This window comes from Brevundimonas sp. SH203 (assembly GCF_002157625.1).
GTDB lineage: Bacteria > Pseudomonadota > Alphaproteobacteria > Caulobacterales > Caulobacteraceae > Brevundimonas.
In genome coordinates this window covers 315,615-342,265 of the sequence record NZ_BDMM01000001.1, presented here as the reverse complement: position 1 = coordinate 342,265, position 26,651 = coordinate 315,615, and the positions used below count along the sequence as shown (strand labels likewise).

The following is a 26,651-nucleotide window of genomic DNA, read 5'->3' as shown; positions in this document are numbered from 1 at the left end:
GTTTCGATCAGAAGCGGAAGCTGGCCCTAAGCAGTAGGGAGTAGCGGACGTAATCCTCCAGCAGCTCCGCGTCGCCGGTCAACGACAGCATGCCCAGCTCGTTGCCGAAGTTCAGGCGGAAGCCCAAGATCGGCCCGCCGCCCTCGATGCCGGCCGGCGACAGGGTGAAGTCCTGACCGCCGCTGGCGAAGCGGGCGATGGTCTTGCCGGCGTCCACCGAGATGTTCTGGCGATAGCCGACGCGCAGTTCCGGGCGAATCCAGCCGTTGCGGCCGAAGCCGTAACCGACGTTCATCGCCGCCACGGCCGAGAAGATGTGGCCGTCGCGCGAATCGATGTTCAGGTCGAAGCCGTCGCCGCCGCCCTTTTCGCTGCGCGAGCCTTCCGACAGGCTGAAATATTCGCCGTAAATTTCCGGGCGGATGTTCAGGCGTCCGAAGTTGCGCTCGTAGGAAGCGCCGCCCGCGACGGCGGCGGTCCAGCCGTGCCAGTCGGACTTGTTGTTCAGATAGACACCGCTGGCGACCAGCGAGCGGTCAGCGCTGAAGCTGGCGTAGCCGCCGGCCGCGCGGGCCCAGGTCGTCCAGTACTGGCCCTGAGCGCGCCAGTAGAGGCCCAGCTCCAGCAGGTTGGCGGACAGGACTTCTTCGGCCTCGGCCTCGGGGTCCTTGATGTCCGAGGAGGTGAAGGCGGCCGAGATGCCGAGCGCGCCCAGACCCGTGCCCTTTTCCACGCCGCCCGCGACGCCGAAGCCTTCGGAGCGGAAGCCGTAGGAATCGGTCTTGTCCTTGTCGGCGTAGAAGTTGATCTCCTGCACCCAGGCGCTGGTTTCGCCGGGGGCGGCGACGGCGTTGCGGCCGGTCAAGGCGCGGGTCACGGCGTCGACGCCGGCCGACAACGACATCAGGGGACCGCCCGAGTGGTCGGGCAGCATCTGCTCATAGGCGTTGATGAAGCCGTCGCGGTTCGTCTGCGACAGGAACAGGTTGCGCACCGTCTCATTGGAGCCTAGCGCGGCATAGACGGCGTCATAGGCCGAGGCCTCGACCGGGATCAGGCTGGCCTCGACGGCCGTGCGGCGGCGCGCGTCGACATAGAGGGTGTTGGCCGACTGATTAACCCCGGCCTCGACCACATAGAGGTAGGGCGAATTGTCGGTCAGCTGGCTCTGGTTGATCTGGCCGACGTTCAGCGAGCCGGCGGTGATGACGTCGAACCGCTTGGGTCCGTCCAGCAGCGAGGAGAAGCGCACGCCCAGCGTAGAGCCGGTGGCCAGGGTCGCATTGCCGCTGACGTTGAAGCCGCCGGCGCGGTTGTTGGCCGGGTCCAGATTGACCAGTAGCGACCCTTCCGAGCCGACGTTCAGGCTGGAGATGCCCACGGCGCCGGTCTGGGTCGCGTTCAGCGTGCCTTTGCCGATATTGATGTCCAGCAGGTTGTCGGCGTTCTTGATCGCGCCCGTCACCACGGCGCCGCCGCTGATGTTCAGCTTGTCCGCCCCGGCGCCGAAATCGATGTCGCCGTTGACGACGCCGTTTTCGATGTTGAGCGTGTCGGCGCCCGAGCCCAGCTTGATCGCGCCGACGATGGCCGGTTCGTTGGCGTCCGGCACCCCGTCCTTGTCGGTGTCGACAGCTGTGCTGCCGGCGGCGGCCGGGATGCCGTACTGGCGCAGAGTGACGCCCGAGGTGTTGGCCGACAGGTCGATGGCCGTGACCGTGCCCGTCACCGGATTGGTGTCGGTCGCATTGGGGGACAGGGAGCCGATGATGGAGCCGGCGTTGCTCAGCTGGCTCAGCGTGCCCGACTGGTCGTGGATGACCACGGCCGAACCCTGATTGCCGCCGAAGGAGGCGACGAGGTTGCCCGTGTTGGTCAGGGAGCCGACATTGGCGCCGGCGCCGATCAGGATGCCGGTCGCGTTCTGGGTCTGCTTGCCGGAGGCGACGGCCTGGATGGCGCCCGTGTTGACGATGGCGGGGGCGGTCACGCCCGAGCCGATCCACAGGCCGGTGGCGTTGGCGTCCAAGGCGGTCGAGGACACGCCGCCTTCGTTCCGCACACCGCCGACGACGTTGACGGCCTGACCGCCTGTGACGCCCAGCTGGACGGCGCGCGCCTCGACGCCCGAATACAGGCCGGACGCCGTGATGGAGCCGCGATTGATCAGGCCATAGGCCGCATCGCCCGTGCCGACCGCGCCCAGCGTCACCGCGCGGCTGGTCGAGCCCACAAGCAGGGCCGGGGCGCCGCCCAGCGACGTGATGGAAGCGGTCGTCTCGCTGGCGTCGGGGATGCCGTTGCCGTTGCGGTCGGGATCGTCGCGGTTCTTGATGCCGTCGCCGTCGTCGTCCTCGTCGCCGTTCTTGACGCCATTGTTGTTGTCGTCGCCGTCGATGCCGGCGGCGGAATAGGCCAGCGCCTTGTCGAGCAGGACGCCGCCCGCGACATTGCCGGCGACGCGAACCGCCGGTCCGCCCTGCAGCAGGTCGTCGGCGTCCAGTTCATCGAGGAACAGGGTGGTGGCGTTGTCGAAGGTGCCGGTCGCCGGCCGGGCCGGCGGCGGGGTGGTGTAGCGATAGCCGGTGGCGACGACCGAGGAATGGATCTTCAGCGCGCCGCCCACGTCGCCCTCGATGGAGACGCCGGTCGCATTGGCGCCCAGGGCCGAGATCGTGCCGGCCAGATCGACGTTGCCGGAGATCGGCCCGGTCGTGCGGATGCCCGCCGTATTGTCGCCGGTCACGCGGATCGTGCCCAGGCTCTGCAGCTTGCCGTTCAGGCCCGTCTCGACGGCCAGGCCATAAGAGTTGTTGCCCTCGACCGTGATCGCGCCGGTGCTTTCGACCAGGACGTTGCCGGTGAGGGGCGAGGGGCCGACGACGCGCACGCCATAGCGGCCGGTTCCGGTCGCGAAGGGACCGTCCAGGTCGCCGTCGCCGTCGGTGTCTTTCACGTCAGCGGTTTCCTGGGTGTCGTTGACGGTGATGGAGCCGCCGACCGTCACCGATCCGGTGTTGCCGCCGTTGACAAGGATGCCGGTCGAGCCGTCGGCCGACTTGTCCATGGTGATGGAGCTGCCGCTGTCCAGATCGACCGAGTGGCTGGAATCCAGCGTCACCGCCGCGCCCGACGTCACCGCGACGCTGCCGCCGCTGGCCAGGCGGATGTTGTCAGGGCCGGTTCCGGTCGCGGTCGACGTCTGGATCGGCGTGGTGCGGGCGTTCGAGATGACGATCTCGGCTTGAGACCCGGTGGCGACCATCAAAGGGGCGATCGCCACGGCGGTCGCGAGCAGAATACGCATTCGGTAGAAACCCCTGGTGGTCACGCACAACGGTACAGGCGACCCTTTAGCAGGGTCTGCGCCAGCCTTCCTCAAGTTTATCGAATTTGAGGCGAATACAAGGCCGCAACCGTCGGCGGCCCTGTCTATGACGAGACTGGCGTTCTGCGAAACCCGAGCTTTGCGGCGAATACGGAGCGATTTGACGAGGCCGCTCTTGAGCTTTGCCACGGCCGGGTTTACGGGCCACGAAAGGCTCGGCGCCGCGTCCCCGGGACGCATCCAACGAACCCCTTCGGCGTTCGACAGCCCAAGCCGCACGAGAACGCCCCATGAGCATGACCGACCTCGACGTCCAGGAAAGCGAACTCCGGTTGATTCCGGGGCTGGATGTGGAAGTCGCCGACACGCTGCGCGCCCTGAAGGCGGCGGCGATGGATCAGCGGCCGCGTCTGGTGGACACCACCATGCTGTACGCCCCGCGCTCGGGCGGGGTGAAACGCTATCTGCTGTCCAAGAAGGCGTGGATCGAGGCCAATCGGCCGGGCGTCAGCCATTCGCTGATCGTGCCGGGCGCGCGGCACAAGGCGGGGTCGGACGGGGTGGTGCGGCTGCGCGCCACCAAACTGCCGTTCGGCGACGGCTATCGCTGGCCCACCTCGGTCAAGCGCTGGAGCGCCTGGGTGGCGGCGATGAAGCCGTCGATCATCGAGGCGGGCGATCCCTATACGGCAGGGCAGGGCGCCCTGGAGGCCGGCCAGCGCGTCGGATGCCCGGTCGTCGGCTTCTGCCATTCCGATCCGGCGGGCCTCGCGGCGCTGCACTTCGGCGAATGGGCCAAGAAGCCGGTGGAGAAGCGCTGGGCGCGTCTGTTCTCCCAGTTCGACCGCGTGGTGTCGCCCAGCCGCTTCATCGCCCGGCGTCTGGAAGAGGCGGGCGTGGACAATATCGTCATCCGGCCGCTGGGCGTCGAGATCGACACCTTCCGGCCCGAGCGTCGCGACCGGCAATGGCTGCTGGACCGGCTGGGTCTGGACCAAGATGCGCGTCTGCTGTGCTTCGCCGGCCGGCCCGCCAAGGAAAAGAACGTCGATGTCCTGATCGAGGCGGTTCAGAAGCTTGGCGCGCCCTATCATCTGGTGCTGGTCGGCGCCGGGTCGGGGATGCCGGACGAGGATCGGGTCATCTCCCTGCCTTACGAAACCGATCCCCGCGCCGTGGCCAAGATCATCGCCAGTTGCGACGCCTTCGTTCACGCCAACGACAAGGAGCCGTTCGGCCTGATCGTGCTGGAGGCCATGGCCTGCGGCCGGCCGGTCGTGGGCGTCAACGCGGGCGGCGTGGCCGAGACGGTGGACGATTCCGTCGGGCAACTGGCCGCGCGCGCCGAGGCGACGGACTACGCCGAGGCGGTCGAGGCCCTGTTCGCCCGCGACATCGAAGCCATCGGCCGGGCTGCGCGCGAAAAGGCGGTCAGCCAGTTCGCCTGGAACCGCGTGTTCGAGGATCTGTGCGCCGTCTATGGCCAACTGACCGGCGAGACGGCCTTCATGGCCCCGGACGCGGAACTGCATCTGCATTAGGGGGCGGGCCTCCCAGTTCGTCGTTCCGGGGCTGAGCACAGCGAAGAACCCGGAACCCAGGGCCACGGTCGCGCTGTTGAACGCCTCCGACGCCGGATGCACGTCTTCTGGCTTCCGGGTTCGTCCTGCGGACGCCCCGGAATGACGGGATTTGATTGATTGAACCCAGGCGCTTGGCTCGTGCAGGCGGGGGCGCGCCACTTCTTTATAACGATGTCTGGAAAAGAAGTGGCGCGAGTGACGGGGCTCGAACCCGCGACCTCCGGCGTGACAGGCCGGCACTCTAACCAACTGAGCTACACCCGCGTATCAGGTCGAAACTTTTGAGCTGTTTCGAAAGCTTTTTGGGAAGGCGGCGTGCGCCACTCTTTCTATCTCTAGAGAGAGTGGCGCGAGTGACGGGGCTCGAACCCGCGACCTCCGGCGTGACAGGCCGGCACTCTAACCAACTGAGCTACACCCGCGTTTCCCGGCCGAAGCGGATGTGCGCCCCGGCGAGGGGCGTCGTTTAGGCGGCCCGACCCAGCGCGTCAAGCGACCATTTCGGAGAAAGACGCCGCTCAGCGCGACGGGGCTGTGGACGGAGCGACGACGGCCGCCTGGGGCGGGCTGTGCGGGCCGGCCAGGCCGCCGCCCGCCGGCTCGTGCGCGGCGACGGCGGGCGGCGGCGGCTCGTAGTGGACGCCCACGCCAGGCCCGAGCGGCAGGTCGAACGCCACCCAGGCCGCTACCATGCAGAGCCCCGCGATCAGGAAGGCCCCGGCGTAGGGCAGCATGGTCGCCATCAGCGACCCCAGGCCGAATCGCGGGTCCCATCGCTGGGCGAATGTCAGGATCAGCGGGAAATAGCTCATCAGCGGCGTGGCGATGTTCGTCACCGAATCGCCCATGCGATAGGCGGCGGTCGTCATCTCGGGCGAAATACCCAGCAGCATGAACATCGGCACCACGATGGGCGCCAGGGCCGACCACTTCGCCGAGGCCGATCCGATGAACAGGTCGAAGAAGCAGGAGACGAAGACCACGCAGATCAGCAGCAGCGGCGCGGGCAGGGCGATGCTCTTCAGCCCCGCCGCCGCATGGACGGCCAGGATCGGCCCCAGGCCGGACCAGTTGAACATGGCCACGAAATGGGCGGCGAAGAAGGCCAGCACGATATAGGGCGCCAGCTGGGCGATGCCGTCGCGCATCATCGTCACCAGGTCGCGGTGCGACTGGATCGCCCCGGACCCTGCGCCATAGGCCCCGCCGGTGACGAAGAAGGTGACGGCGAAGAAGGCGACCAGGGACTTGTAGAGCGGATTGAACCGCTGTTCGGGATCGGCATCCGGGTCCACGAAGGGCGAGCCGGGCAGGACGGTGATCAGCGCCCACAGCGCGATCATGCCGATCAGGGCCAGTCCGGCGAACTTCAGCCCGCGCTTTTCGGCGGCCGTCAGAGGCTCCTTTTCCGAGGCCTTGGGCGCGGCGACGCCTTCGGCGGGCATCCAGACCCCCAGGCGCGGCTCGATGACCCGGTCGGTCAGGAACCAGACGATGGGGGTGAAGACGAAGACGACGCCGACGATGAAGAACCAGTTGCCGGCGATATTGACCGAATAGGACGGGTCGATCAGCCGCGCGGCCGGCTCGGTGATCCCCAGGATCAGGGCGTCGCTGGCTCCCGGAAACAGATTGCCGGCGTATCCGCCCGACACGGCGGCGAAACCGGCGGCCAGCCCCGCCAGCGGATGACGCCCGGCCGCCGCGAAGATCACCGCCGCCAGCGGAATGACCACGACATAGGAAGCGTCCGACGCATGGTGGGACACCATGCCGGTGATCACCACGACCGGCGTCAGTATCGCGCGCGGCGCATTCAGCAGGGCGCCGCGAATGGCGGTGGCGAACAGGCCCGTCCGCTCGGCGACCGAGGCCCCGTATATGATGGTGATGACGATGCCCAGGGGCGGGAAGTCGGCCAGGGTGCGCGGCATGCCGATGATCAGCCGCTCCAGATTCTCGCCTGACAGAAGGCTTTGCGCCGCCAGCCGGTCGCCGGTGACGGGATTGACCGCCGACCAGCCCAGGCCCGCCCCGACCAGGCTCAGCACGATCAGTCCGCCGATCAGCCACAGAAACAGGAAGACCGGGTCGGGCAGGCGATTGCCGATCCGTTCCACGGCGTTCAGGGCGCGGCTGGCGACGCTCATTCGGATGACTTTCGGTTACGCGAGTGGGACCGCCATAGGGCTTTGGCGACGCGAGACGCGCAAGCGCCGGGCCTGCGACATATGGCCCGCGAACTTGCGATCCATTCTCAATGAAAAGCCAATGGCCGCAGGGGTTTGAACGGCGACGTTGTTGGGTCTAAGAAGCGCCGAATCCCGCCTCTCCCCGGCGGACGAGGTTCTTCGAATGAACGCATTTCTTTTAGAATATCTGCCCGTGCTGGTGTTCGCCGGCGTCGCGGCCTTCATCGGCGTCCTGTTCATCGTGCTGCCGCTGCTGCTGGCGCCGAAGAGCCCGGACAGCGAGAAGCTGTCGGCCTATGAGTGCGGCTTCAACGCCTTCGACGACGCGCGCATGAAGTTCGACATCCGCTTCTATCTGGTGTCGATCCTGTTCATCATCTTCGACTTGGAAGTGGCCTTCCTGTTCCCGTGGGCGGTGTCGATGTTCGACCTGTCGCACGCCGGCATGGTGTTCGCCTTCTGGTCGATGATGGTCTTCCTGGGCGTGCTGACCATCGGCTTCATCTACGAATGGAAGAAGGGAGCCCTGGAATGGGAGTAGTCGCCGCTTCCAAGCCCGCGGGCCTGGTGTCCGCATCGGGCGCGCCGCTGGTTCCGGCCGGCGCCGGGGCCCGCTCGACCGTCGAAGGCTATGACCCCAAGGTCCACGACAAGTTCTTCGAGGCCGTGAACATGGAGCTGGGCGAGCGGGGCTATCTGGTCGCCGCCGCCGACGACGTGATCAACTGGGCGCGCACCGGCTCCCTGATGTGGATGACCTTCGGCCTGGCCTGCTGCGCCGTCGAGATGATCCAGATGTCGATGCCACGTTTCGACGTCGAACGCTTCGGCATGGCTCCGCGCGCCAGCCCGCGTCAGTCGGACCTGATGATCGTCGCCGGCACCCTGACCAACAAGATGGCCCCCGCCATCCGCAAGGTTTACGACCAGATGCCCGACCCGCGCTACGTCGTGTCGATGGGCAGCTGCGCCAACGGCGGCGGCTACTACCACTACAGCTACAGCGTCGTTCGGGGCTGCGACCGGGTGGTGCCGGTGGACGTCTATGTTCCGGGCTGTCCGCCGACGGCCGAGGCGCTGCTCTACGGCCTGCTGCAACTGCAGAAGAAGATCCGTCGCACAGGGACGATCGACCGATGACCTCCCTTGCTGTCCAGGCTCAACACGAGGCCGTTCTGACGCCGCTGGGCGCGGAAATGGTGGGTGCTTTGGGCGTCGAGGCCCAGGTGGCCTTTGGCGAATTGACGCTGGTGGCGCCGCGCGAGCGGATCGTCGAGGTGATGATCGCGCTGCGCGACCAGTTCGGCTTCCAGCAGCTGCTGGACCTGTGCGGCGTGGACTACCCGGATCGCAAGGAGCGGTTCGAGGTCGTCTATCACCTGATGTCGCTGACCCGGAATGCGCGCCTGCGCGTCAAGGTGTCGACCGACGAGGTTCAGCCCGTGCCGACGATCATCGGCGTCTATCCGGCCGCCAACTGGTTCGAGCGTGAAGCCTACGACATGTACGGCATGCTGTTCTCGGGCCACCCGGACCTGCGCCGCCTGCTGACGGACTATGGTTTCGAGGGGCATCCGCTCCGCAAGGACTTCCCCATGACGGGCTATGTCGAGGTCCGTTACGACGAGGAACAGCGCCGCGTGGTCTATGAGCCGGTCAAGCTGACCCAGGAGTTCCGCACGTTCGACTTCCTGTCGCCGTGGGAAGGCGCCGAATACCCCGCGCCGGTCCTGCCGGGCGACGAAAAGGCGGGAGGCCAGGCGTAATGGCTGACGGAAACCCCACCGTGGCGCCGCTGGGCGTCGATGTGTTCGAGGACGACCTGGACACCCGCACGGCCCACGCGCGCGAGATGGAAGACCGCAAGTTCACTATCAACTTCGGCCCGCAACACCCGGCAGCGCACGGCGTGCTGCGTCTGGTGCTGGAGCTGGACGGCGAGATCGTCGAGCGCGTCGATCCGCACATCGGCCTGCTGCACCGCGGCACCGAAAAGCTGATGGAAGCGCGCACCTACCTTCAGAACGTACCCTATCTGGACCGGCTGGACTACGTCTCGCCGATGAACCAGGAACACGCCTTCTGCCTGGCCATCGAGAAGCTGCTTGGCATCGAGGTTCCGTACCGGGCGCAGCTGATCCGCGTCCTGTATTCGGAAATCGGCCGCATCCTGTCGCACATGCTGAACGTGACGACCCAGGCCATGGACGTCGGCGCCCTGACGCCGCCGCTCTGGGGCTTCGAGGAGCGCGAGAAGCTGATGGTGTTCTACGAGCGCGCCTGCGGCGCCCGTCTGCACGCCAACTATTTCCGTCCCGGCGGCGTCCATCAGGACCTGCCGATGGACCTGATCGACGACATCGGCCGCTGGTGCCACGAGTTCCCGCCGGCGCTGAAGGACATCGAAAGCCTGGTCACGGAAAACCGCATCTTCAAGCAGCGCAACGTCGATATCGGCGTGGTGTCCAAGGAACAGGCCCTGGCCTGGGGCTTCACCGGCGTCATGTTGCGCGGATCGGACATCGCCTGGGACCTGCGCAAGTCGCAGCCCTACGAATGCTACGCCGATCTGGAGTTCGACGTCGTCGTCGGCAAGAACGGCGACTGCTGGGACCGCTATCTGGTCCGCATCGAGGAGATGAAGCAGTCTGTGCGGATCATGGAGCAGTGCATCCACAAGCTGCGCAACTGCCCCGGCGAGCCGGTGATGGTCGAGAACAACAAGATCGTCCCCCCGCGTCGCGGCGAGATGAAGCGGTCGATGGAATCGCTGATCCATCACTTCAAACTGTACACCGAAGGCTTCTCGACGCCCGAGGGTGAGGTTTACGCCTCGGTCGAGGCGCCCAAGGGCGAGTTCGGCATCTATCTGGTGTCGGACGGCACCAACAAACCCTATCGCGTGAAGATCTCGGCGCCGGGCTTCCGCTCGCTGCAGGCGATGGACTGGATGAACCGGGGCCACCAGCTGGCCGACGTGTCCGCCATCCTGGGCTCGCTCGACATCGTTTTCGGAGAAGTGGACCGATGAGCGTTCGTCGTCTCGCCAAGGAACAGCCCGCCTCGTTCGCCTTCTCGGCCGACACCATGGCCAAGGCAGAATGGTGGATCAAAAAATATCCCGAAGGGCGTCGCCAGTCGGCGGTGATCCCGGTCCTGTGGCTGGTGCAGAAGCAGGAGGGTTGGGTCTCCGAGCCCGCCATCCGCGCCATCGCCGACCTTCTGGGCATGGCCTATATCCGGGTGCTGGAGGTCGCGACCTTCTACACCATGTTCATGCTGGAGCCGGTCGGCAAGACGGCGCTGATCCAGGTGTGCGGCACGACGCCCTGCATGCTGCGCGGCGCCAACGAGCTGATGCGCGTCTGCAAGGAGAAGATCGGTCCCAAGGATCATCTGTCCGCCGACGGCCGCTTCACCTGGCAGGAAGTCGAATGCCTGGGCGCCTGTTCCAATGCGCCGATGGCCCAGATCAACGACTACTATTTCGAGGATCTGACGCCCGAGACGATCGGCCAGATCATCGACGATTTCGCCGCCGGCAAGACGCCGGAGCGCGGCTCCTACATCGGTCGCACCAATGCGGCGCCGGAAGGCGGGGCCAGGACTCTGCTGGACGCCAAACTGTATGACGGTTCGGCAGCCAAGCCGATCAAGAAGCTGCCCAACAGCGATCCGGCCCCGGTCGAGAAGGCCCCGGCCTGATGTCGCCGCCCGATCTGAACACCGACGAGGGCCGCGCGGCCTATCGCAAGGAACTACGGGGCGTGGGGCGTCCGTTGCGGGCCGGCGGCCTGGCCATGGTCGTCGGCGCGGCCGTGCTGGTCCTGATGTCGCGCCAGGGCGCGGTCGGGGCCTGGGCGGTCAATCTCTCCTACTTCATGCTGGCGGCCGGCTGGGTGATGGTCCTCGCGGCCATCTGGATGCGCACGCGCCACCACAAGCGCCGTCTGGCGGAGGGGCTGTGATGGCGAAGCAAGCCAAGCCTGTTGATTTTAAAACCTTCTACCTGCTCGGCCTGATCGACGTGGTTGTTGGTTTGGGGCTGATCGTATTGACGCTGATGGGCGTAATCCCGGTCGATCTGGACATCATGATACCCGTCGGCGCGGTGATCGCGGTCATGGGTGTCGGGATCGCGCTCTGGGGCCGTAGCATGACGAAGCGCGCAGGCACGCGCGGAGATCGGAACTGAAGATGGTCGGCATTCTCGAAGACAAGGATCGCATCTTCACCAACCTGTACGGCCTGCACGACTGGGGCGTAGAGGGGGCGAAGTCGCGCGGCGCGTGGAACGCCACCAAGGACATGCTGGACCTTGGTCGCGACTGGATCATCAACAACGTCAAGGCCTCGGGCCTGCGCGGCCGTGGCGGCGCCGGCTTCTCGACTGGCCTGAAGTGGTCGTTCATGCCCAAGGAAGTGAAGGATCGTCCTCACTACCTGGTCATCAACGCCGACGAATCCGAGCCTGCGACCTGCAAGGACCGCGAGATCATGCGCCATGATCCGCACCTGCTGATCGAAGGCGCGCTGATCGCCAGCTTCGCGATGCAGGCCCATGCCTGCTACATCTATCTGCGCGGCGAATACGTGCTGGAACGCGAGCGGATGGAAGCCGCCGTCAAACAGGCCTACGAGGCCCGGCTGATCGGCGACGACAACGTCCACGGCTGGGACTTCCACGTCTATATCCACCACGGCGCCGGGGCCTATATCTGCGGCGAAGAGACGGCCCTGCTGGAATCGCTGGAAGGCAAGAAGGGCCAGCCGCGCCTGAAGCCGCCGTTCCCGGCCGGCGCAGGTCTGTATGGCTGCCCGACGACCGTGAACAACGTCGAGTCCATCGCCGTCGTCGGCACGATCCTGCGTCGCGGCGCCGACTGGTTCGCTGGCTTCGGCCGTCCGAACAACACCGGCACCAAGCTGATGTCCCTGTCGGGCCATGTGAACACGCCCTGCGTGGTCGAAGAGGCCATGTCGATCCCGTTGCGCCAGCTGATCGAGGATCACGGCGGCGGCGTGCGCGGCGGCTGGAGCAATCTGAAGGCCATCATCCCCGGCGGCGCGTCCTGCCCGGTCATCACGCGCGAACAGGCCGAGACGGTGCTGATGGACTTCGATTCCATGCGCGAGATGCGTTCGTCCCTCGGGACGGCCGGCGTCACGGTGATGGATCAATCGACCGACATCGTGAAGGCGATCGCCCGCATCAGCTACTTCTTCAAGCATGAGAGCTGCGGCCAGTGCACCCCGTGCCGCGAAGGCACCGGCTGGATGTGGCGCGTGCTGGAACGGATGGCGGTGGGCGAGGCCGATCCGTCGGAGATCGACCTGCTGCTGGACGTCGCCGGACAAGTCGAGGGCCACACCATCTGCGCTCTGGGCGATGCCGCCGCCTGGCCCGTTCAGGGCCTGATCCGTCACTTCCGTCACGAGATCGAAGAGCGGATCGCCAACTATCGCAGCCGCCGCGCGAACTTCGCCGGCCACGCCATCGCGGCGGAGTAGGGATGCGCCTCGCCGTCGCCCTGTTGCTGACGCTTCCGACCCTCGCGGCTTGCGGCGAGGGGAAAAAGGCTGCGCCACAGGCGCCGACCGCGCCTGCGGCGGCGTCGGCCCAGGTTGCGCCGGTCGCGGCGCCGGCGGCTCCGGCGAACCTCGAAGCGGCCTGCCGCGACGTCGTGAACCGCATGTATGGCCAGGAGGGCGACGCCGTCGCCTTCACCGCCACCGACGAACGCACGGCCCAGGTGTCGTGGCGCGCGCCGGTCGATGGCGGCCGGCTGGAATTCGAATGTCGGGCGGAAGCCGACGGCGCGGGCCTGTTCCGCGACGGTCAGCCGATGTCCGTGGATGTACAAATGGCGGCTCCCGCCGCCAAGCAAGAGGCCCGCTGATGCCTATCGCCAAGGTCAACGGCGTCGAAACCGAGTTCGAGCCCGGCATGACCGTGCTCCAGGTCGCCGAACGCGCAGGGCAGGAAATCCCGCGCTTCTGCTACCACGAACGCCTGTCCATCGCCGGCAACTGCCGCATGTGCCTGGTCGAGGTGAAGCCCGGACCGCCGAAGCCCCAGGCCTCGTGCGCGCTTCCGGCCGCCGATGGCCAGGAAATCTTCACCGACACGCCGATGGTCAAGAAGGCCCGCGAAGGGGTGATGGAGTTCCTGCTCATCAACCACCCGCTGGACTGCCCGATCTGCGACCAGGGCGGCGAATGCGACCTGCAGGACCAGTCGGTCGGCTATGGCCGCGACGGCTCGCGCTATTCGGAGAACAAGCGCGCGGTCGAAGAGAAGGCGATGGGCCCCACCATCAAGACCTTCATGACGCGCTGCATCCAGTGCACCCGCTGCGTCCGCTTCATCACCGAGGTCGCCGGCGTGCCGGACATCGGCATGATCTCGCGCGGCGAAGATGCTGAAATCACGACCTATCTGGAGAAGTCGGTCGCGTCCGAACTGTCGGGCAACGTCAACGACCTGTGCCCGGTCGGCGCCCTGACGCACCGCCCCTGGCAGTACCACTATCGTCCGTGGGAACTGAAGAAGACCGAGACCATCGACGTCATGGACGCCTTGGGCTCGAACATCCGCGCCGACTATCGCGGGTCCGAGGTCATGCGCGTGCTGCCGCGCGTCAACGAGGGCGTCAACGAGGAGTGGCTGTCGGACAAGAGCCGCTATGTCGTCGACGGCCTGACCGCGCGTCGTCTGGACCGCCCGTGGATTCGCGAGAACGGCAAGCTGCGCGCCGCCTCGTGGAACGAAGCGCTGGACGCCGTCGCCGCCAAGCTGAAGGCCGCGCCGTCCGACCGCATCGGCGTGATCGCGGGCGACCTGCAGGACGCCGAGTCGATGAAGGCGACGCTGGACCTGTTCCGCGCCTTGGGGTCGAACAACACCGACTGCCGCCAAGACGGCGCCGCGCTGGGCTATGGCCCGCGCGAGGGCTGGCTGTTCAACTCCGGCCTGGAAGGGCTTGAAAAGGCTGACGCCGTTCTGATCGTCGGCGCCAATCCGCGCACCGAGGCGCCGCTGCTGAACGCCCGCCTGCGCAAGGCCTGGCTGAAGGGCGACATGGAGATCGGCCTGATCGGCGAACAGGCCGACCTGACCTTCGACTACGCCTATCTGGGCGCGGGAACGCAGACCCTGGCCAAGCTGCCCAAGTCGGCGCTGGACTTCCTGACCAAGGCCGAGCGGCCGGCGATCATCGTCGGCGCCGGCGCGCTGGGCGGGGAGGGCGGTTCGGCCGTCCTGAACGCCCTGGGCGCCCTGGCCAAGACCGTCGGCGTCGTCGCGGACGGCTGGAACGGCTTCAACGTCCTGCACCACGCTGCCGCGCGCGTCGCCGGTCTGGACATGGGCTTCGTCCCGGCTGACGGCGGCCTGACGGTTTCGGAAATGCTGAAGCCGGACGCGCTGGACGTGCTGTTCTTGCTGGGCGCCGACGAGGTCGATCCGACCGGCTCCAACGCCTTCCGCGTCTATCTGGGCAGCCACGGCGACCGCGGCGCGCACGGCGCCGACGTCATCCTGCCGGGCGCGGCTTATACAGAGAAGTCGGGCCTCTACGTCAACACCGAGGGCCGGGTGCAGATGACCGAGCGCGTGGTGTTCCCGAAGGGCGAGGCCAAGGAAGACTGGGCCATCATCCGCGCCCTGTCGGCCCGTGTGGACCAGACGCTGCCCTATGACACGCTGGAGCAGCTGCGCGACAAGCTGATGGGCGACCATCCGACCTTCGGCCGCATCGACTATCTGCCGGCGCCGGCGGCGTTCGACGTGGCGTCGCTGGGCGCCAAGGGCGATCTGGGCGACCGGGCCTTCGTGTCGGTCATCGCCGACCCCTATCTTTCCAACCCGATCGCGCGCGCCAGCGCGACCATGGCCGAGCTGTCCGCCCTGCGGACCCAGCCGGTCGCGATGGCGGCGGAGTAAGCCATGGACCCCGTTTCCTTCTGGGCCACCCCCCTGGGCTGGACGCTGATCACCGTCGGTCAGGTGCTGCTGATCACGGTCGGCGTGCTGATAGCCGTCGCCTTCCTGCTGCTGGCCGACCGCAAGGTCTGGGCCGGGGTGCAGATGCGCAAGGGCCCCAACGTCGTCGGTCCCTTCGGCCTGCTGCAATCCTTCGCCGACATGATCAAGTTCGTGCTGAAGGAGGTCGTGATCCCGGCCGGCGCCGACAAGGCGGTCTTCATCATCGCCCCGATCATCACCGTCATCCTGGCCTTTATGGCCTGGGCGGTCATTCCGTTCGCCCCCGGCTGGGTGGTGTCGGACCTGAACGTCGGCATCCTGTACATCTTCGCGGTGTCGTCGCTGGGCGTGTACGGCATCATCATGGGCGGCTGGGCGTCGAACTCGAAGTATCCGTTCCTGGGCTCGCTGCGTTCGGCGGCGCAGATGGTGTCCTATGAAGTCTCGCTGGGCCTGATCATCATCAATGTGATCCTGCTGGCCGGCACGATGAACCTATCGGCCATCGTCGAGAGCCAGAAGGGGATGTTCTGGAACTGGTACGGTTTCGGCGGCGGCGCCGACACCTGGCCGCTGGTCGTCATCCTGTTCCCGATGTCGATCATCTTCTTCATCTCGGCCCTGGCCGAAACCAACCGTCCGCCGTTCGACCTGCCCGAGGCCGAGTCCGAGCTGGTCGCCGGCTATCAAGTCGAATACAGCTCGACCCCGTATCTGCTGTTCATGATGGGCGAATACGTCAACATCGTCTTCATGTCGGCGATGATCAGCCTGCTGTTCTTCGGCGGCTGGAACCCCGGCGTGCCGCAGGCCTGGATGGACAGCCTGCCGGTCTGGGTCGCCTATGCGATCTATCTGCTGACCTTCATGGCTAAGACCGTCTTCTGGTTCGTAATGATCTCCATGGTGAAGGCCTTCGTGCCGCGCTATCGCTACGATCAGCTGATGCGCCTGGGCTGGAAGATCTTCCTGCCGACCTCGCTGGTCGCGGTCGTGATCGTGTCGGCCTGGCGCGTGTTCGTGGTGGGGTCGTGATGGTCGCTGCGACGACGCCCGTTCTCAAGGATAAGCTCTGATGTTCACCCGTATCGTCCAGGCGACCAAGGGCGCGATGATGCTGGACGTCATCGGCGCCATCGGCCTGTCGCTGAAATATATGGCGCGGCCCAAGATGACCGTGAACTATCCGTTCGAGCGCAATCCGCAATCGCCGCGCTTCCGGGGCGAACACGCCCTGCGTCGCTATGCGAACGGCGAGGAACGCTGCATCGCCTGCAAGCTGTGCGAGGCCATCTGCCCGGCCCAGGCCATCACCATCGAGGCCGAACCGCGCGCCGACGGCAGCCGCCGCACGACCCGCTACGACATCGACATGGTCAAATGCATCTACTGCGGCCTGTGCCAGGAGGCCTGCCCGGTGGACGCCATCGTGGAGGGGCCGAACTCGGAATTCGCCGTCGAGACGCGCGAAGAGTTGCTCTACGACAAGCAACGCCTGCTCGATAACGGCGACCGCTGGGAACGGCAGATCGCCAAGAATCTGGAACTCGACGCGCCTTACCGCTAAGGCGCATCTCGCTAAACGGGTCGCCGATTCCAGACGGGGTCGCGGCCGATACGAAAGGGGCTTCGTCCCGACATGCTGCAAGGCATAGCCTTCTATCTGCTGGCGGCGGTCGCCACGGTTTCCGGCCTTCTGGTCGTGACCGCGCGCAACCCGGTGCACAGCGTGCTGTGGTTGATCCTGGCCTTCTTCTCGTCGGCGGGTCTGTTCGTCCTGCTGGGGGCCGAGTTCCTGGCGATGCTGCTGGTCGTCGTCTATGTGGGCGCGGTCGCGGTGCTGTTCCTGTTCGTCGTCATGATGCTGGACGTGGACTTCCTGAAGCTGCGCGAAGGCTATGCGCGCTATCTGCCGTTGGGGGCGATCATCGCCGCCGTGCTGCTGGCCGAAATGATCATCGTCTCGGTCGCCGTGGTGCAGGGCGGGGCGGCGGCGGGCCTGCCGGCGCCGGGCGCGCCTGACGCCAGCGTCACCAATGTCGAGGCCATCGGTCGCGTCCTCTACACCGACTATGTCTATTTCTTCCAGGCGGCCGGGATCGTGCTGCTGATCGCCATGATCGGCGCCATCACCCTGACGCTGCGGCACAAGCCGCATATCAAGCGCCAGAACCCCGGCGATCAGGTGAACCGCGACCGTCTGAAGTCGGTCGAGATCAAGCCCGCCGCCACGGGCGAGGGCGTCAGCGCCGAGGAGCTTCTGTGATGATCGGTCTGACCCACTATCTGACGGTCGCCGCGATCCTGTTCACCATCGGGGTGTTCGGCATCTTCGTGAACCGCAAGAACGTCATCATCATCCTGATGTCGATCGAGCTGATCCTTCTGGCCGTGAACATCAACTTCGTCGCCTTCTCGGCCTATCTGAACGAGATCAGCGGGCAGATCATGGCCATGTTCGTCCTGACCGTCGCCGCCGCCGAGGCCGCCGTCGGCCTGGCCATCCTGGTGACCTTCTTCCGTAACCGCGGCGACATCGCCGTGGACGACGCCTCCGTGATGAAGGGCTGAGCGTGACCTTCCATACCCTCGTCATTCTCGGGATCTTCGCCCCGCTGCTGGGCGCGGCCATCGCCGGCTTCTTCGGACGCCGGATCGGCAATATCCCGTCGCAGGCCGTCACCACGGGCCTGCTGTTCTTCTCGTGCGCTGTCGCCTGGACGGTGTTCGGCCAGTGGACCTGGGGCCATCTGGAGCCCTTCACGATCAGTCTGGCGCCCTTCATCAATGTGGGCGACTTCCAGTCGGCCTGGTCGATCCGCATCGACGCCTTGTCGGCGACCATGCTGATCGTGGTCACCAGCGTGTCGTCGCTGGTTCACCTGTATTCCTGGGGCTACATGGCCGAGGACGACAGCCGGCCGCGCTTCTTCGCCTATCTGTCGCTGTTCACCTTCATGATGCTGGCGCTGGTGACGGCGGCCGACTTCATGCAGATCTTCTTCGGCTGGGAAGGGGTGGGGCTGGCGTCCTATCTGCTGATCGGCTTCTGGTACAAGAAGCCGACGGCCAGCGCCGCCGCCATCAAGGCCTTCGTCGTCAACCGGGTCGGCGACTTCGGCTTCGTCCTGGGGATCATGACGATCTTCTGGATGTACGGCACGATCAACTTCGCCGAACTGTTCCCGCTGATCGGAACCAAGGCCGGCACGACCTGGGAGTTCCTGGGCGTCCAGTGGTCCGCGCTGGACCTGGCCGGCTTCCTGCTGTTCATCGGCGCCATGGGCAAGTCGGCCCAGTTCTTCCTGCACACCTGGCTGCCCGACGCGATGGAAGGCCCGACGCCCGTGTCGGCCCTGATCCACGCCGCGACCATGGTGACGGCGGGCGTCTATATGGTCTGCCTGCTGAGCCCCATCTATGAACACGCGCCGGGCGCGGCCCAGATCATCGCCATCATCGGCGCGATCACGGCCCTGTTCGCCGCCACGGTCGGCCTGACCCAGAACGACATCAAGCGCGTCATCGCCTATTCGACCTGTTCGCAGCTGGGCTACATGTTCTTCGCGGCGGGCGTCGGCGCCTATCAGGCGGCCATGTTCCACCTGTTCACCCACGCCTTCTTCAAGGCCCTGCTGTTCCTGGGCGCCGGTTCGGTGATCCACGGGATGCACCACGAGCAGGACATGCGGAAGATGGGCGGTCTGTGGAAGCTGCTGCCCGTCACCTATGCGGTGATGACCATCGGCACCATCGCCATCACCGGCCTAGGCATTCCCGGCGTCGGCGGCTTCGCCGGCTTCTATTCCAAGGATTCGATCATCGAGAGCGCCTACGCCTCGGCGGCCTCGGGGCACTCGGCCATCGGCCTGTTCGCCTTCTTCGTCGGCATCATCGCCGCCGGTCTGACGGCCTACTATTCGTGGCGTCTGATCTTCATGACCTTCCACAACAAGCCGGTGTGGAAGGAAGAGGGCGACGCGCATCACGAGGACAACCATGCCTCGCACGCCCAGTTGGAAACCCATTCCGAGCCGGTCGACGACGCGCATGGTCATGACGATCACGCCCATGACGACCACGGACATCACGGCCCGCTGAAGCCGCACGAGAGCCCGCTGGTCATGCTGGTTCCGCTGATCCTGCTGTCGGTCGGCGCCGTCGCCGCCGGCTTCGTCTTCGCGCCGCACTTCATCGGCCACCACGAGGGCGAGTTCTGGCGCGGGGCGATCTTCACCGGCGAACACAACCACGTCCTGCACGAGAGCCACTCGGTCCCGACCTGGGTGAAGTGGTCGCCGCTGATCCTGACGCTGATCGGCACGGCCTTCGCCTACTGGATCTATGTCGCCCGCGAAGGCATGGGCCGCCGCATGGCCGAGCGGAACGGCGTCATCTACCGCTTCCTCTACAACAAGTGGTATTTCGACGAGCTGTACGACTTCGTCTTCGTGCGCGGCTTCAAGGCCATCGGCGACTTCTTCTGGAAGATCCTGGACGTGAAGATCATCGACGGGCTGGGGCCGAACGGCGCCGCCTGGGTGTCGCTGAAATCCGCCGCTCGACTGGCCAAGATCCAGTCCGGCTATGTCTATCACTATGCCTTCGTGATGCTGCTCGGGGTGGCTGGTCTGCTCACCTTCGCCATCCTCGCGTGGGGAGCCTGATCTCGTGCCCTACATCCTGAGCCTCGTTACATTCCTGCCCCTGGTCGGGGCCCTGGCGATCTTCGTCGCCCGGCTGACGTCGAAGTCGGCCGATGCGACCGCGCCGGCCGCCCGCTGGATCGCCCTGATCACGACCCTGGTGGTGCTGGCGGTTTCGGTCGTGCTGGTCTCGGGCTTCGACCCGGCCGATACCGGCTATCAGTTCGTGGAGTTGTTCCCGTGGTTCGCGGGCGCCAGCTATCACCTGGGCGTCGACGGGATTTCGGTCCTGTTCATGCTGCTGACGGCCTTCCTGATGCCGATCTGCATCCTGGCCAGCTGGAAGTCGATCGAGACGCGCGTCGTCGAATATATGATCGCCTTCCTGGTGCTGGAGACGCTGGTCATCGGGGTGTTCACTTCGCTGGACCTGTTCCTGTTCTACATCTTCTTCGAAGGCACCCTGGTCCCGATGTTCCTGATCATCGGCATCTGGGGCGGTCAGAACCGGATCTACGCCGCCTACAAGTTCTTCCTCTACACCCTGTTGGGGTCCGTCCTGATGCTGCTGGCCATGCTGTGGATGGCGCATACGGCGGGAACGACCAGCATTCCCGAACTGAAGCGTTTCGCCTTCGATCCGGCCGTTCAGCCGATCCTGTGGCTGGCCTTCTTCGCCTCGTTCGCGGTCAAGATGCCGATGTGGCCCGTCCACACCTGGCTGCCCGACGCCCACGTTCAGGCGCCGACGGCTGGTTCGGTCATCCTGGCCGGCATCCTGCTGAAGCTGGGCGGTTACGGCTTCATCCTGTTCAACGTGCCGATGTTCCCTATGGCGTCGGAGATGTTCCGCCCGCTGGTCTTCACCCTGTCGGTGATCGCCATCGTCTATACGTCGCTGGTCGCCTGGCGTCAGACCGACATCAAGAAGCTGATCGCCTATTCGTCGGTCGCCCACATGGGGTTCGTGACCCTGGGCATCTTCTCGGGGAACGACGTGGGCATGCAGGGCGCCGTCTTCCAGATGATCAGCCACGGCCTGATCTCGGGCGCGCTGTTCCTGTGCGTCGGCGTCGTTTACGACCGGATGCACACCCGCGAGATCGCCTTCTACGGCGGCCTGACGTCGAAGATGCCCTGGTATGCGGCCATCTTCCTGATGTTCACCATGGCCAACGTCGGCCTGCCGGGCACCTCGGGCTTCATCGGCGAAGTGCTGACCATGACGGGCGCCTATCACGCCTCGACCTGGGCGGCGCTGGTGGCGGCCTCGGGTGTGATCTTCTCGGCGGTTTACGCCCTGACCCTGTACCGCGCGGTCATGTTCGGTGAGATCACCAATCCGAAGCTTGAGACCATCACCGACATCGACAAGCGCGAACTGCTGCTGTTCGTGCCGCTGATCGTCGGCACCATCTGGCTGGGGGTCTATCCGGCCGCCGTCCTCGATTACACCGGGCCCGCCGTCGAGGCCCTGACCAGCGCCTATCGCGCCGCGATCGGCGGGTGAGACCATAATGCCTGATCTGTCCTCCGCCCTGCATCTCGCCGCCTCGGAAGTCACCCTCGCGGTCGGCGCCCTGGTCCTGCTGATGGTCGGCGCCTTCGTCGGCGAAAAGAGCGCCCGCCTAGTGTCGATCCTGTCGGTGCTGCTGCTGATCGCCGCGTCCGTCATCGCCATCGTCGGCCCGTGGGGTGTCGCCTTCAACGGCGCCTATGTCGCCGACCCGCTGGCCATCTACGCCAAGAGCCTGATCTATCTCTCGGCGGCCGTCGCGGTCGTCCTGGGCGACGGCTGGATGGCGCGCACCCGGATCGCCAAGTTCGAATATCCGGTCCTGATCGTTCTGGCCTCGGCCGGTATGGGGATGATGGCGTCCTCGGGCGACCTGATCTCCATGTATGTCGGGATCGAGCTGCATTCGCTGGCCCTCTATGTCCTGGCCGCTTTCCACCGCAACGACGTCAAGGCGTCCGAAGCGGGCCTGAAGTATTTCGTCCTGGGCGCCCTGTCGTCCGGCCTGCTGCTGTATGGCGCCAGCCTGATCTACGGCTTCGCCGGTTCGATGCGTTTCGACGACATCGCCGCCGTGGCCGCCGCCAAGCCGGGCCCGGGCCTGGTGTTCGGTCTGGTCTTCCTGATCTGCGGTCTGGCGTTCAAGGTCTCGGCCGCGCCGTTCCATATGTGGACGCCCGACGTCTATGAGGGCGCGCCGACGCCGGTCGTGGCCCTGTTCGCCACGGCGCCCAAGGTCGCGGCCATGGTCCTGATCGCGCGTGCGCTGGAACACGGTTTCGGCGACGCCCACGCCCAGTGGTCCCAGGTCCTGATCGCCATCTCCCTGATCAGCTTCGTCGTCGGCGCCTTCGGCGGTTTGGCGCAGAAGGACATCCAGCGCCTCTTGGCCTATTCGTCGATCGCCAACATCGGCTATGCCTTGCTGGGCATCGCGGCGGGCACGGCCGAGGGGCTGCAGGCCATGCTGATGTTCATGACCCTGTATGTCATCGACCAGCTGGGCTTCTTCGCCATCCTGTTGTCGCTGTCCAAGTCGGGCCGTCCGATCCGTCGCATCGCCGATCTGGCCGGTCTGAAGAAGGACCGTCCGCTGACGGCCGTGGCCCTGACGGTGCTGTCGCTGTCGGTCTTGGGGATGCCGCCGTTCTCGGGCTTCTGGGGCAAGTATTATGTGTTCGGCGCCGCCGCCGACGCGGGCCTGTGGCCTGTCGCGGCCGCCGGTCTGGTCGCCTCGGTCGTCGCCGCCTTCTACTATCTGCGCGTCATCAAGCTGATGTGGTTCGATGCGCCGCTGGACGACATCGCCACCGACGCCGCGCCGGTCGAGGCCAAATGGGTCGGCTGGGCCTGCGCGGCCTTCGCCTTCCCGCTGGTGATCGTCGGTCTGACCTGGCTGGAGCCGCTGACCAAGGCCGCGAGCGCCGGCTTCGGGAACGGTTAGGGCGTTGACGCCCGCCTCCCTGGTCATACTGGACGAGATCGATTCGACGCTGTCGGAGGCTCGTCGGCTGGCGGAAGCCGGAGAGGTTGGGCCGAAATGGATCATCGCGCGCCGCCAGACGGCGGGGCGCGGCCGTCGCGGACGGGGGTGGATCGACAAGCCGGGCAATCTGGCTGCGACCCTGCTCATCAGGTTTCATGGATCGGCTCGCGAAGCGGCCCAGACGACGTTCGTCACGGCCCTGGCGGTCGCCGACCTGCTGGATGTGTTCGTGTCGCCGGCCCTGGTCTCGATCAAATGGCCCAACGACGTGCTGCTGGACGGCCGTAAGGTCTCGGGCATATTGATCGAAAGCGGCCCCCATCCGGCGGGCGGGCTGTGGCTGGCCATCGGCATCGGCGTGAACCTGACCCATGCGCCCGAGGGCACCGAACGCGCCTCGGCCGCCATCGCCGAAAAGCTGCGGGACGACCTGACCTTCGCCCCGCCCATCGAGGCCGCCGCGGAAATCCTGGCCGAGACCTTCGCCGTCTGGTGGGGCCGCTGGCAGACGATGGGGTTCGAGCCGGTGCTGGACGCCTGGACCAGCCGTCTGACCGGGCTGAACGGTCCCTGCACGGCGCGTCTGGACAATGAGACCATCGAGGGGCTGGCCGAGGGGGTGGAGCCGGACGGCGCCCTGCGTCTGCGTCTGGCCGATGGTTCGGTGCGGCTGATTTCGGCCGGCGACGTCTTCTTCGGAAAGACCGTCTGATGCTGCTGGCCATCGAGCAGGGCAACACCAATACGCTGTTCGCCGTTCACGACGGTTCGGACTGGATCGCCCAATGGCGCGCGGCCACCGAGGCCAGCCGCACGGCGGACGAATACGCTGTCTGGCTGAACCAGTTGATGGTGATGAAGGGGATGGCGGTCGCGGACCTGACGGGCTGCATCATCTCCAGCGTCGTGCCGCAATCGATCTTCAACCTGCGAAATCTGGCGCGGCGCTATCTGAACATCGAACCGCTGGTAATCGGCGAGAACGTCGATCTGGGAATCGACGTGCGGATCGCAAAGCCCAGCGAGGCCGGGGCCGACCGTCTGGTCAACGCCATCGGGGCCAAGCTGCTCTATTCCGGCGACCTGATCGTGATCGACAGCGGCACGGCGACGACCTTCGACATCGTGGCGGACGACGGCGCGTTCGAGGGCGGGCTGATCGCGCCGGGCATCAATCTGTCGCTCCAGGCCCTGCACGAGGCGGCGGCCAAACTGCCGCGCATCGCCATCCAGCGTCCCGACCACGTCATCGGTCGCGGCACGGTCGAGGCCATGCAGTCCGGCGTCTTCTGGGGCTATGTTTCGCTGATCGAAGGCCTGGTCGGGCGCATCAAGGCCGAATGGGGTCGGCCCATGACGGTGATCGGCACCGGCGGCGTCGCCAGCCTGTTCGAAGGCGCGACCGACAGCATCGACCATTTCGATTCCGACCTGACTATTCGCGGCCTCCTCGCAATCTGGCGTCGTAACGCCCATCTGACTGACTGAATGAAAAAGCAAAACCAAGACGAACTCGTTTTCCTGCCGCTGGGCGGCTCGGACGAGGTCGGTATGAACCTGAACGCCTACGGCTTCGGCCCAGAGGCGAACCGTGAATGGCTGATCGTCGACGTCGGCGTCACCTTCGGCGACCTGTCCACGCCCGGCGTGGATGTGATCGTGCCCGATCCGACCTATCTGCAGGGCGAGACGATCAAGGGCATCGTCCTGACCCATGCGCACGAAGACCATATCGGCGCCCTGGGCTGGTTGTGGCCGCGCATCAAGGCGCCGATCTACGCCACGCCCTTCACCGCCTATCTGATCCGCGACAAGCTGCGCGAGCGCGGCATTCTGGATCAGGTCGAATTGATCGAGGTGCCGCTGGGCGGCACGGTCGACATCGGTTCGTTCGGCGTCACCTTCGTCAACATGACCCACTCGATCGCCGAGCCCAGCGGCCTGGCCATCGACACGCCTCTGGGCACGGTGTTCCACACCGGCGACTGGAAGATCGACGACCAGCCGGTGATCGGGACCAAGACCGACGCCCCCGCCATCCGCGCCCTGGGCGACGAGGGCGTGCTGGCCATGGTGTGCGATTCCACCAATGTCTTCGTGCCGGGCGTCGCCGGGTCCGAGGGCGATGTCGCCGTCGCCATCTCCAAGCTGATCTCGACCCTGAAGGGCCGTGTCGCCGTAGGCTGTTTCGCCTCGAACGTCGCCCGGATGGACAGCGTGATCCGCGCGGCTGAGGCCTGCGGGCGTCGCGTCGCTCTGGCCGGACGGTCGATGCACCGGATCACGGCGGCGGCGAAACACGTCGGCATGTTGCAGGACGTCAAACCCTTCCTGTCGGACGAGGAGGCCCGCGTCTGGCCCGCCGACCAGATCCTGTATCTCTGCACCGGCAGCCAGGGAGAGGCGAGGGCGGCCCTGTCGCGCGTCGCCGACGGCACCCATCCGACCGTCAAACTGGGTCTGGGCGACCACTGCATCTTCTCATCGCGTCAGATTCCGGGCAACGAACTCGCCATCGGCAATCTGCAGGACCGGCTCGCGGATCGCGGCGTGCGCCTCTACACCGAGAAGGATCACCCCGGCATCCACGTCTCCGGCCACCCGTGCCGCGACGAGTTGAAGCAGATGTACGAATGGGCGCGGCCGCAGATCGCGGTGCCGACCCATGGCGTGCGGCGCTTCCTGCTGGAACACGCCAACCTGGCCAAGGAGGTCGGGGTCAAGGAAACGGTCACGCCGCGCAACGGCGACATGGTTCGCCTGGCGCCCGGGCCGGCCCAGATCGTCGACGAGGTGCCGAACGGCCGCCTCTATGTCGACGGCGGGATGCTGGTCACGGAACAGGGCGAGGCGCTTAAGGAACGTCGCCACGCCTCGACCAACGGCGTGTTGATCGTCAGCTTCGCCCTGGACAAGCGCGGCCGCATCGTCAGCGACATCGACATCCGCAGCGTGGGCCTGCCCGGCGATCTGCAGAAGCCGCTGGGCGACGTGCTGGACGATCTGGCCGAGCGTGTCGAACAGGTGGTCAAGAACCTGAAGGGCGAGGCTCTGGAGGATGAGATGGTGGTCGAACAGGCCATCGCCCGCGTTCTGAAGAAGGCCAGTCAGCAGGTCTGGGATCGTCGTCCCATCGTCGAGACGGTCGTCCTGCGCGTCTGATCGAACCCGGCTGTTTGGAACCCGAACGGCCGGGCCGCCCGATGCGATTAGCGGTCGCGACAGGCCGCCCGCATCGGCTATAGGCTGGGGCATGGCCGAGACGCTCTTTCTGCTGAATCCCGACTGGCATGACGACCAGGGTGGACCGTGGTTCTGTCCGCCCGGCGCCTATATCGAGGGCGTCCTGGCCTTCTATCCGCAACTTCGCGACGCGCTGGATGTGGTCTATCTGGATCATGCCAAGCCGCGTCCGCCGGTCATCGCACAGGTGGGCGAGGCGCATCAGAGCTGTCCGATCCTGATCCTGGACGGCGAACTGGATTGGCCCCAGGCCGAGATCAGCGCGGCGACCGGCCGTCGTTTCCTGCAGGACCACGCCATCGCCCCCTATCTCGCCGCCCGCTACGGCGTCGGCCGGCCGCACCCTTAAGACGAGGTCCGTCATGCCCATCGGCCCCCTGACCATGATCGGCATCTACATCATCGTCTGGTGGACGGTGCTGTTCGCCGTCCTGCCGCTCGGCACGTCGCAGGAAACGCACGAGCCGCCGACCGACGGCGCCCAATGGGGCGCGCCCCGCACCCCGAACCTGAAGAAGAAGTTCCTGACCACTACCTGGGTCTCGGCCATCGTCTGGGTCGGCGTCATGGTGCTGATCTTCACCGGCTGGCTGCCCCTGCCGGACTTCTCGCAGGCCCCGGCGGTCTAAAGCGCAAGCCGGTCTAGCTTTCGCCCCGGTCCAGCGGCTAA

25 protein-coding genes and 2 tRNA genes are annotated in these 26,651 nt (G+C 66.1%); 23 read left to right on the top strand and 4 right to left on the bottom strand.

Going from position 1 to position 26,651, the window contains the following annotated elements; translation table 11 throughout:
• Nucleotides 1-7 precede the first annotated feature (7 nt).
• Complete coding sequence (locus SH203_RS01680; RefSeq protein ID WP_087119134.1) at nt 8-3,307, bottom strand: autotransporter outer membrane beta-barrel domain-containing protein; 3,300 nt, start codon at nt 3,305-3,307, stop codon at nt 8-10.
• A 311-nt stretch (nt 3,308-3,618) separates the two neighbouring features.
• On the opposite strand from SH203_RS01680, the gene SH203_RS01675 reads away from it, so the two are divergent.
• Entirely contained in the window at nt 3,619-4,869 is a 1,251-nt protein-coding gene (locus tag SH203_RS01675; RefSeq protein ID WP_087119133.1) for a glycosyltransferase, read from the top strand.
• A 229-nt stretch (nt 4,870-5,098) separates the two neighbouring features.
• Here SH203_RS01675 and SH203_RS01670 read toward each other — a convergent pair.
• The 3 genes from SH203_RS01670 to SH203_RS01660 all read right to left on the bottom strand — a co-directional run bounded on the left by SH203_RS01670 (nt 5,099) and on the right by SH203_RS01660 (nt 7,061).
• Nucleotides 5,099-5,175: transfer RNA gene (locus tag SH203_RS01670), tRNA-Asp, on the bottom strand.
• 81 nt (nt 5,176-5,256) lie between these two features.
• A tRNA-Asp gene (locus SH203_RS01665) sits at nt 5,257-5,333 on the bottom strand.
• A 96-nt stretch (nt 5,334-5,429) separates the two neighbouring features.
• Entirely contained in the window at nt 5,430-7,061 is a 1,632-nt protein-coding gene (locus SH203_RS01660; RefSeq protein ID WP_087119132.1) for an AbgT family transporter, read from the bottom strand.
• Nucleotides 7,062-7,266: 205 nt separating this feature from the next.
• Here SH203_RS01660 and SH203_RS01655 point away from each other — a divergent pair, with 205 nt between their 5' ends.
• The 22 genes from SH203_RS01655 to SH203_RS01550 all read left to right on the top strand — a co-directional run bounded on the left by SH203_RS01655 (nt 7,267) and on the right by SH203_RS01550 (nt 26,610).
• Nucleotides 7,267-7,644 (top strand): NADH-quinone oxidoreductase subunit A, encoded by a 378-nt coding sequence (locus SH203_RS01655; protein ID WP_055753485.1) that lies wholly within the window; start codon nt 7,267-7,269, stop codon nt 7,642-7,644.
• Complete coding sequence (locus tag SH203_RS01650) at nt 7,614-8,243, top strand: NADH-quinone oxidoreductase subunit B family protein (protein ID WP_087119131.1); 630 nt, start codon at nt 7,614-7,616, stop codon at nt 8,241-8,243. Before SH203_RS01655 ends, SH203_RS01650 begins: the two co-directional genes overlap by 31 nt.
• Entirely contained in the window at nt 8,240-8,869 is a 630-nt protein-coding gene (locus tag SH203_RS01645) for an NADH-quinone oxidoreductase subunit C (protein ID WP_087119130.1), read from the top strand. The genes SH203_RS01650 and SH203_RS01645 overlap by 4 nt, the downstream gene beginning before the upstream one ends.
• A gap of 86 nt (nt 8,870-8,955) precedes the next feature.
• Nucleotides 8,956-10,134 (top strand): NADH-quinone oxidoreductase subunit D, encoded by a 1,179-nt coding sequence (locus SH203_RS01640; protein ID WP_143275677.1) that lies wholly within the window; start codon nt 8,956-8,958, stop codon nt 10,132-10,134.
• Nucleotides 10,131-10,808 carry an NADH-quinone oxidoreductase subunit NuoE gene (gene nuoE, locus SH203_RS01635; RefSeq protein WP_087119129.1) on the top strand — a complete coding sequence of 226 codons (678 nt, stop codon included), beginning with the start codon at nt 10,131-10,133 and terminating at the stop codon, nt 10,806-10,808. Before SH203_RS01640 ends, nuoE begins: the two co-directional genes overlap by 4 nt.
• Nucleotides 10,808-11,071 (top strand): hypothetical protein, encoded by a 264-nt coding sequence (locus SH203_RS01630; protein WP_087119128.1) that lies wholly within the window; start codon nt 10,808-10,810, stop codon nt 11,069-11,071. Before nuoE ends, SH203_RS01630 begins: the two co-directional genes overlap by 1 nt.
• Nucleotides 11,071-11,298, top strand: a complete 228-nt coding sequence (locus tag SH203_RS01625) for a hypothetical protein (protein WP_087119127.1) — start codon at nt 11,071-11,073, stop codon at nt 11,296-11,298. The genes SH203_RS01630 and SH203_RS01625 overlap by 1 nt, the downstream gene beginning before the upstream one ends.
• Nucleotides 11,299-11,300: 2 nt before the next feature.
• Nucleotides 11,301-12,614 carry an NADH-quinone oxidoreductase subunit NuoF gene (gene nuoF / locus SH203_RS01620; RefSeq protein ID WP_087119126.1) on the top strand — a complete coding sequence of 438 codons (1,314 nt, stop codon included), beginning with the start codon at nt 11,301-11,303 and terminating at the stop codon, nt 12,612-12,614.
• Nucleotides 12,615-12,616: 2 nt separating this feature from the next.
• Complete coding sequence (locus SH203_RS01615) at nt 12,617-13,003, top strand: hypothetical protein (protein ID WP_087119125.1); 387 nt, start codon at nt 12,617-12,619, stop codon at nt 13,001-13,003.
• A complete protein-coding gene (gene nuoG, locus SH203_RS01610) occupies nt 13,003-15,048 on the top strand; it encodes an NADH-quinone oxidoreductase subunit NuoG (RefSeq protein WP_087119124.1) in 2,046 nt (681 codons plus the stop codon). Before SH203_RS01615 ends, nuoG begins: the two co-directional genes overlap by 1 nt.
• 3 nt (nt 15,049-15,051) lie before the next feature.
• The gene (nuoH, locus tag SH203_RS01605; protein ID WP_087119123.1) at nt 15,052-16,125 is read left to right on the top strand and encodes an NADH-quinone oxidoreductase subunit NuoH; all 1,074 of its coding nucleotides are present in this window, start codon (nt 15,052-15,054) and stop codon (nt 16,123-16,125) included.
• Between the two features lie 40 nt (nt 16,126-16,165).
• Nucleotides 16,166-16,657 (top strand): NADH-quinone oxidoreductase subunit NuoI, encoded by a 492-nt coding sequence (gene nuoI / locus SH203_RS01600; protein WP_017503987.1) that lies wholly within the window; start codon nt 16,166-16,168, stop codon nt 16,655-16,657.
• A gap of 72 nt (nt 16,658-16,729) precedes the next feature.
• Nucleotides 16,730-17,356, top strand: a complete 627-nt coding sequence (locus SH203_RS01595; protein WP_087119122.1) for an NADH-quinone oxidoreductase subunit J — start codon at nt 16,730-16,732, stop codon at nt 17,354-17,356.
• The gene (nuoK, locus tag SH203_RS01590) at nt 17,356-17,661 is read left to right on the top strand and encodes an NADH-quinone oxidoreductase subunit NuoK (protein WP_039247409.1); all 306 of its coding nucleotides are present in this window, start codon (nt 17,356-17,358) and stop codon (nt 17,659-17,661) included. The genes SH203_RS01595 and nuoK overlap by 1 nt, the downstream gene beginning before the upstream one ends.
• A gap of 2 nt (nt 17,662-17,663) precedes the next feature.
• A complete protein-coding gene (nuoL, locus tag SH203_RS01585; RefSeq protein WP_087119121.1) occupies nt 17,664-19,757 on the top strand; it encodes an NADH-quinone oxidoreductase subunit L in 2,094 nt (697 codons plus the stop codon).
• A 4-nt stretch (nt 19,758-19,761) separates the two neighbouring features.
• Nucleotides 19,762-21,246, top strand: coding sequence for an NADH-quinone oxidoreductase subunit M (locus SH203_RS01580; protein WP_087119120.1), 1,485 nt, complete (start codon nt 19,762-19,764; stop codon nt 21,244-21,246).
• A 7-nt stretch (nt 21,247-21,253) separates the two neighbouring features.
• Nucleotides 21,254-22,696, top strand: a complete 1,443-nt coding sequence (gene nuoN / locus SH203_RS01575; RefSeq protein ID WP_087119119.1) for an NADH-quinone oxidoreductase subunit NuoN — start codon at nt 21,254-21,256, stop codon at nt 22,694-22,696.
• A 4-nt stretch (nt 22,697-22,700) separates the two neighbouring features.
• Nucleotides 22,701-23,450, top strand: a complete 750-nt coding sequence (locus SH203_RS01570) for a biotin--[acetyl-CoA-carboxylase] ligase (protein ID WP_087119118.1) — start codon at nt 22,701-22,703, stop codon at nt 23,448-23,450.
• The gene (locus SH203_RS01565) at nt 23,447-24,226 is read left to right on the top strand and encodes a type III pantothenate kinase (protein ID WP_087119117.1); all 780 of its coding nucleotides are present in this window, start codon (nt 23,447-23,449) and stop codon (nt 24,224-24,226) included. The genes SH203_RS01570 and SH203_RS01565 overlap by 4 nt, the downstream gene beginning before the upstream one ends.
• Nucleotides 24,227-25,900: a ribonuclease J gene (locus SH203_RS01560; RefSeq protein WP_087119116.1), complete on the top strand. Its 1,674-nt coding sequence runs from the start codon at nt 24,227-24,229 to the stop codon at nt 25,898-25,900.
• Between the two features lie 91 nt (nt 25,901-25,991).
• A complete protein-coding gene (locus SH203_RS01555) occupies nt 25,992-26,330 on the top strand; it encodes a DUF3088 family protein (RefSeq protein ID WP_087119115.1) in 339 nt (112 codons plus the stop codon).
• A 13-nt stretch (nt 26,331-26,343) separates the two neighbouring features.
• Nucleotides 26,344-26,610 carry a DUF1467 family protein gene (locus tag SH203_RS01550; protein WP_087119114.1) on the top strand — a complete coding sequence of 89 codons (267 nt, stop codon included), beginning with the start codon at nt 26,344-26,346 and terminating at the stop codon, nt 26,608-26,610.
• Nucleotides 26,611-26,651 lie beyond the last annotated feature (41 nt).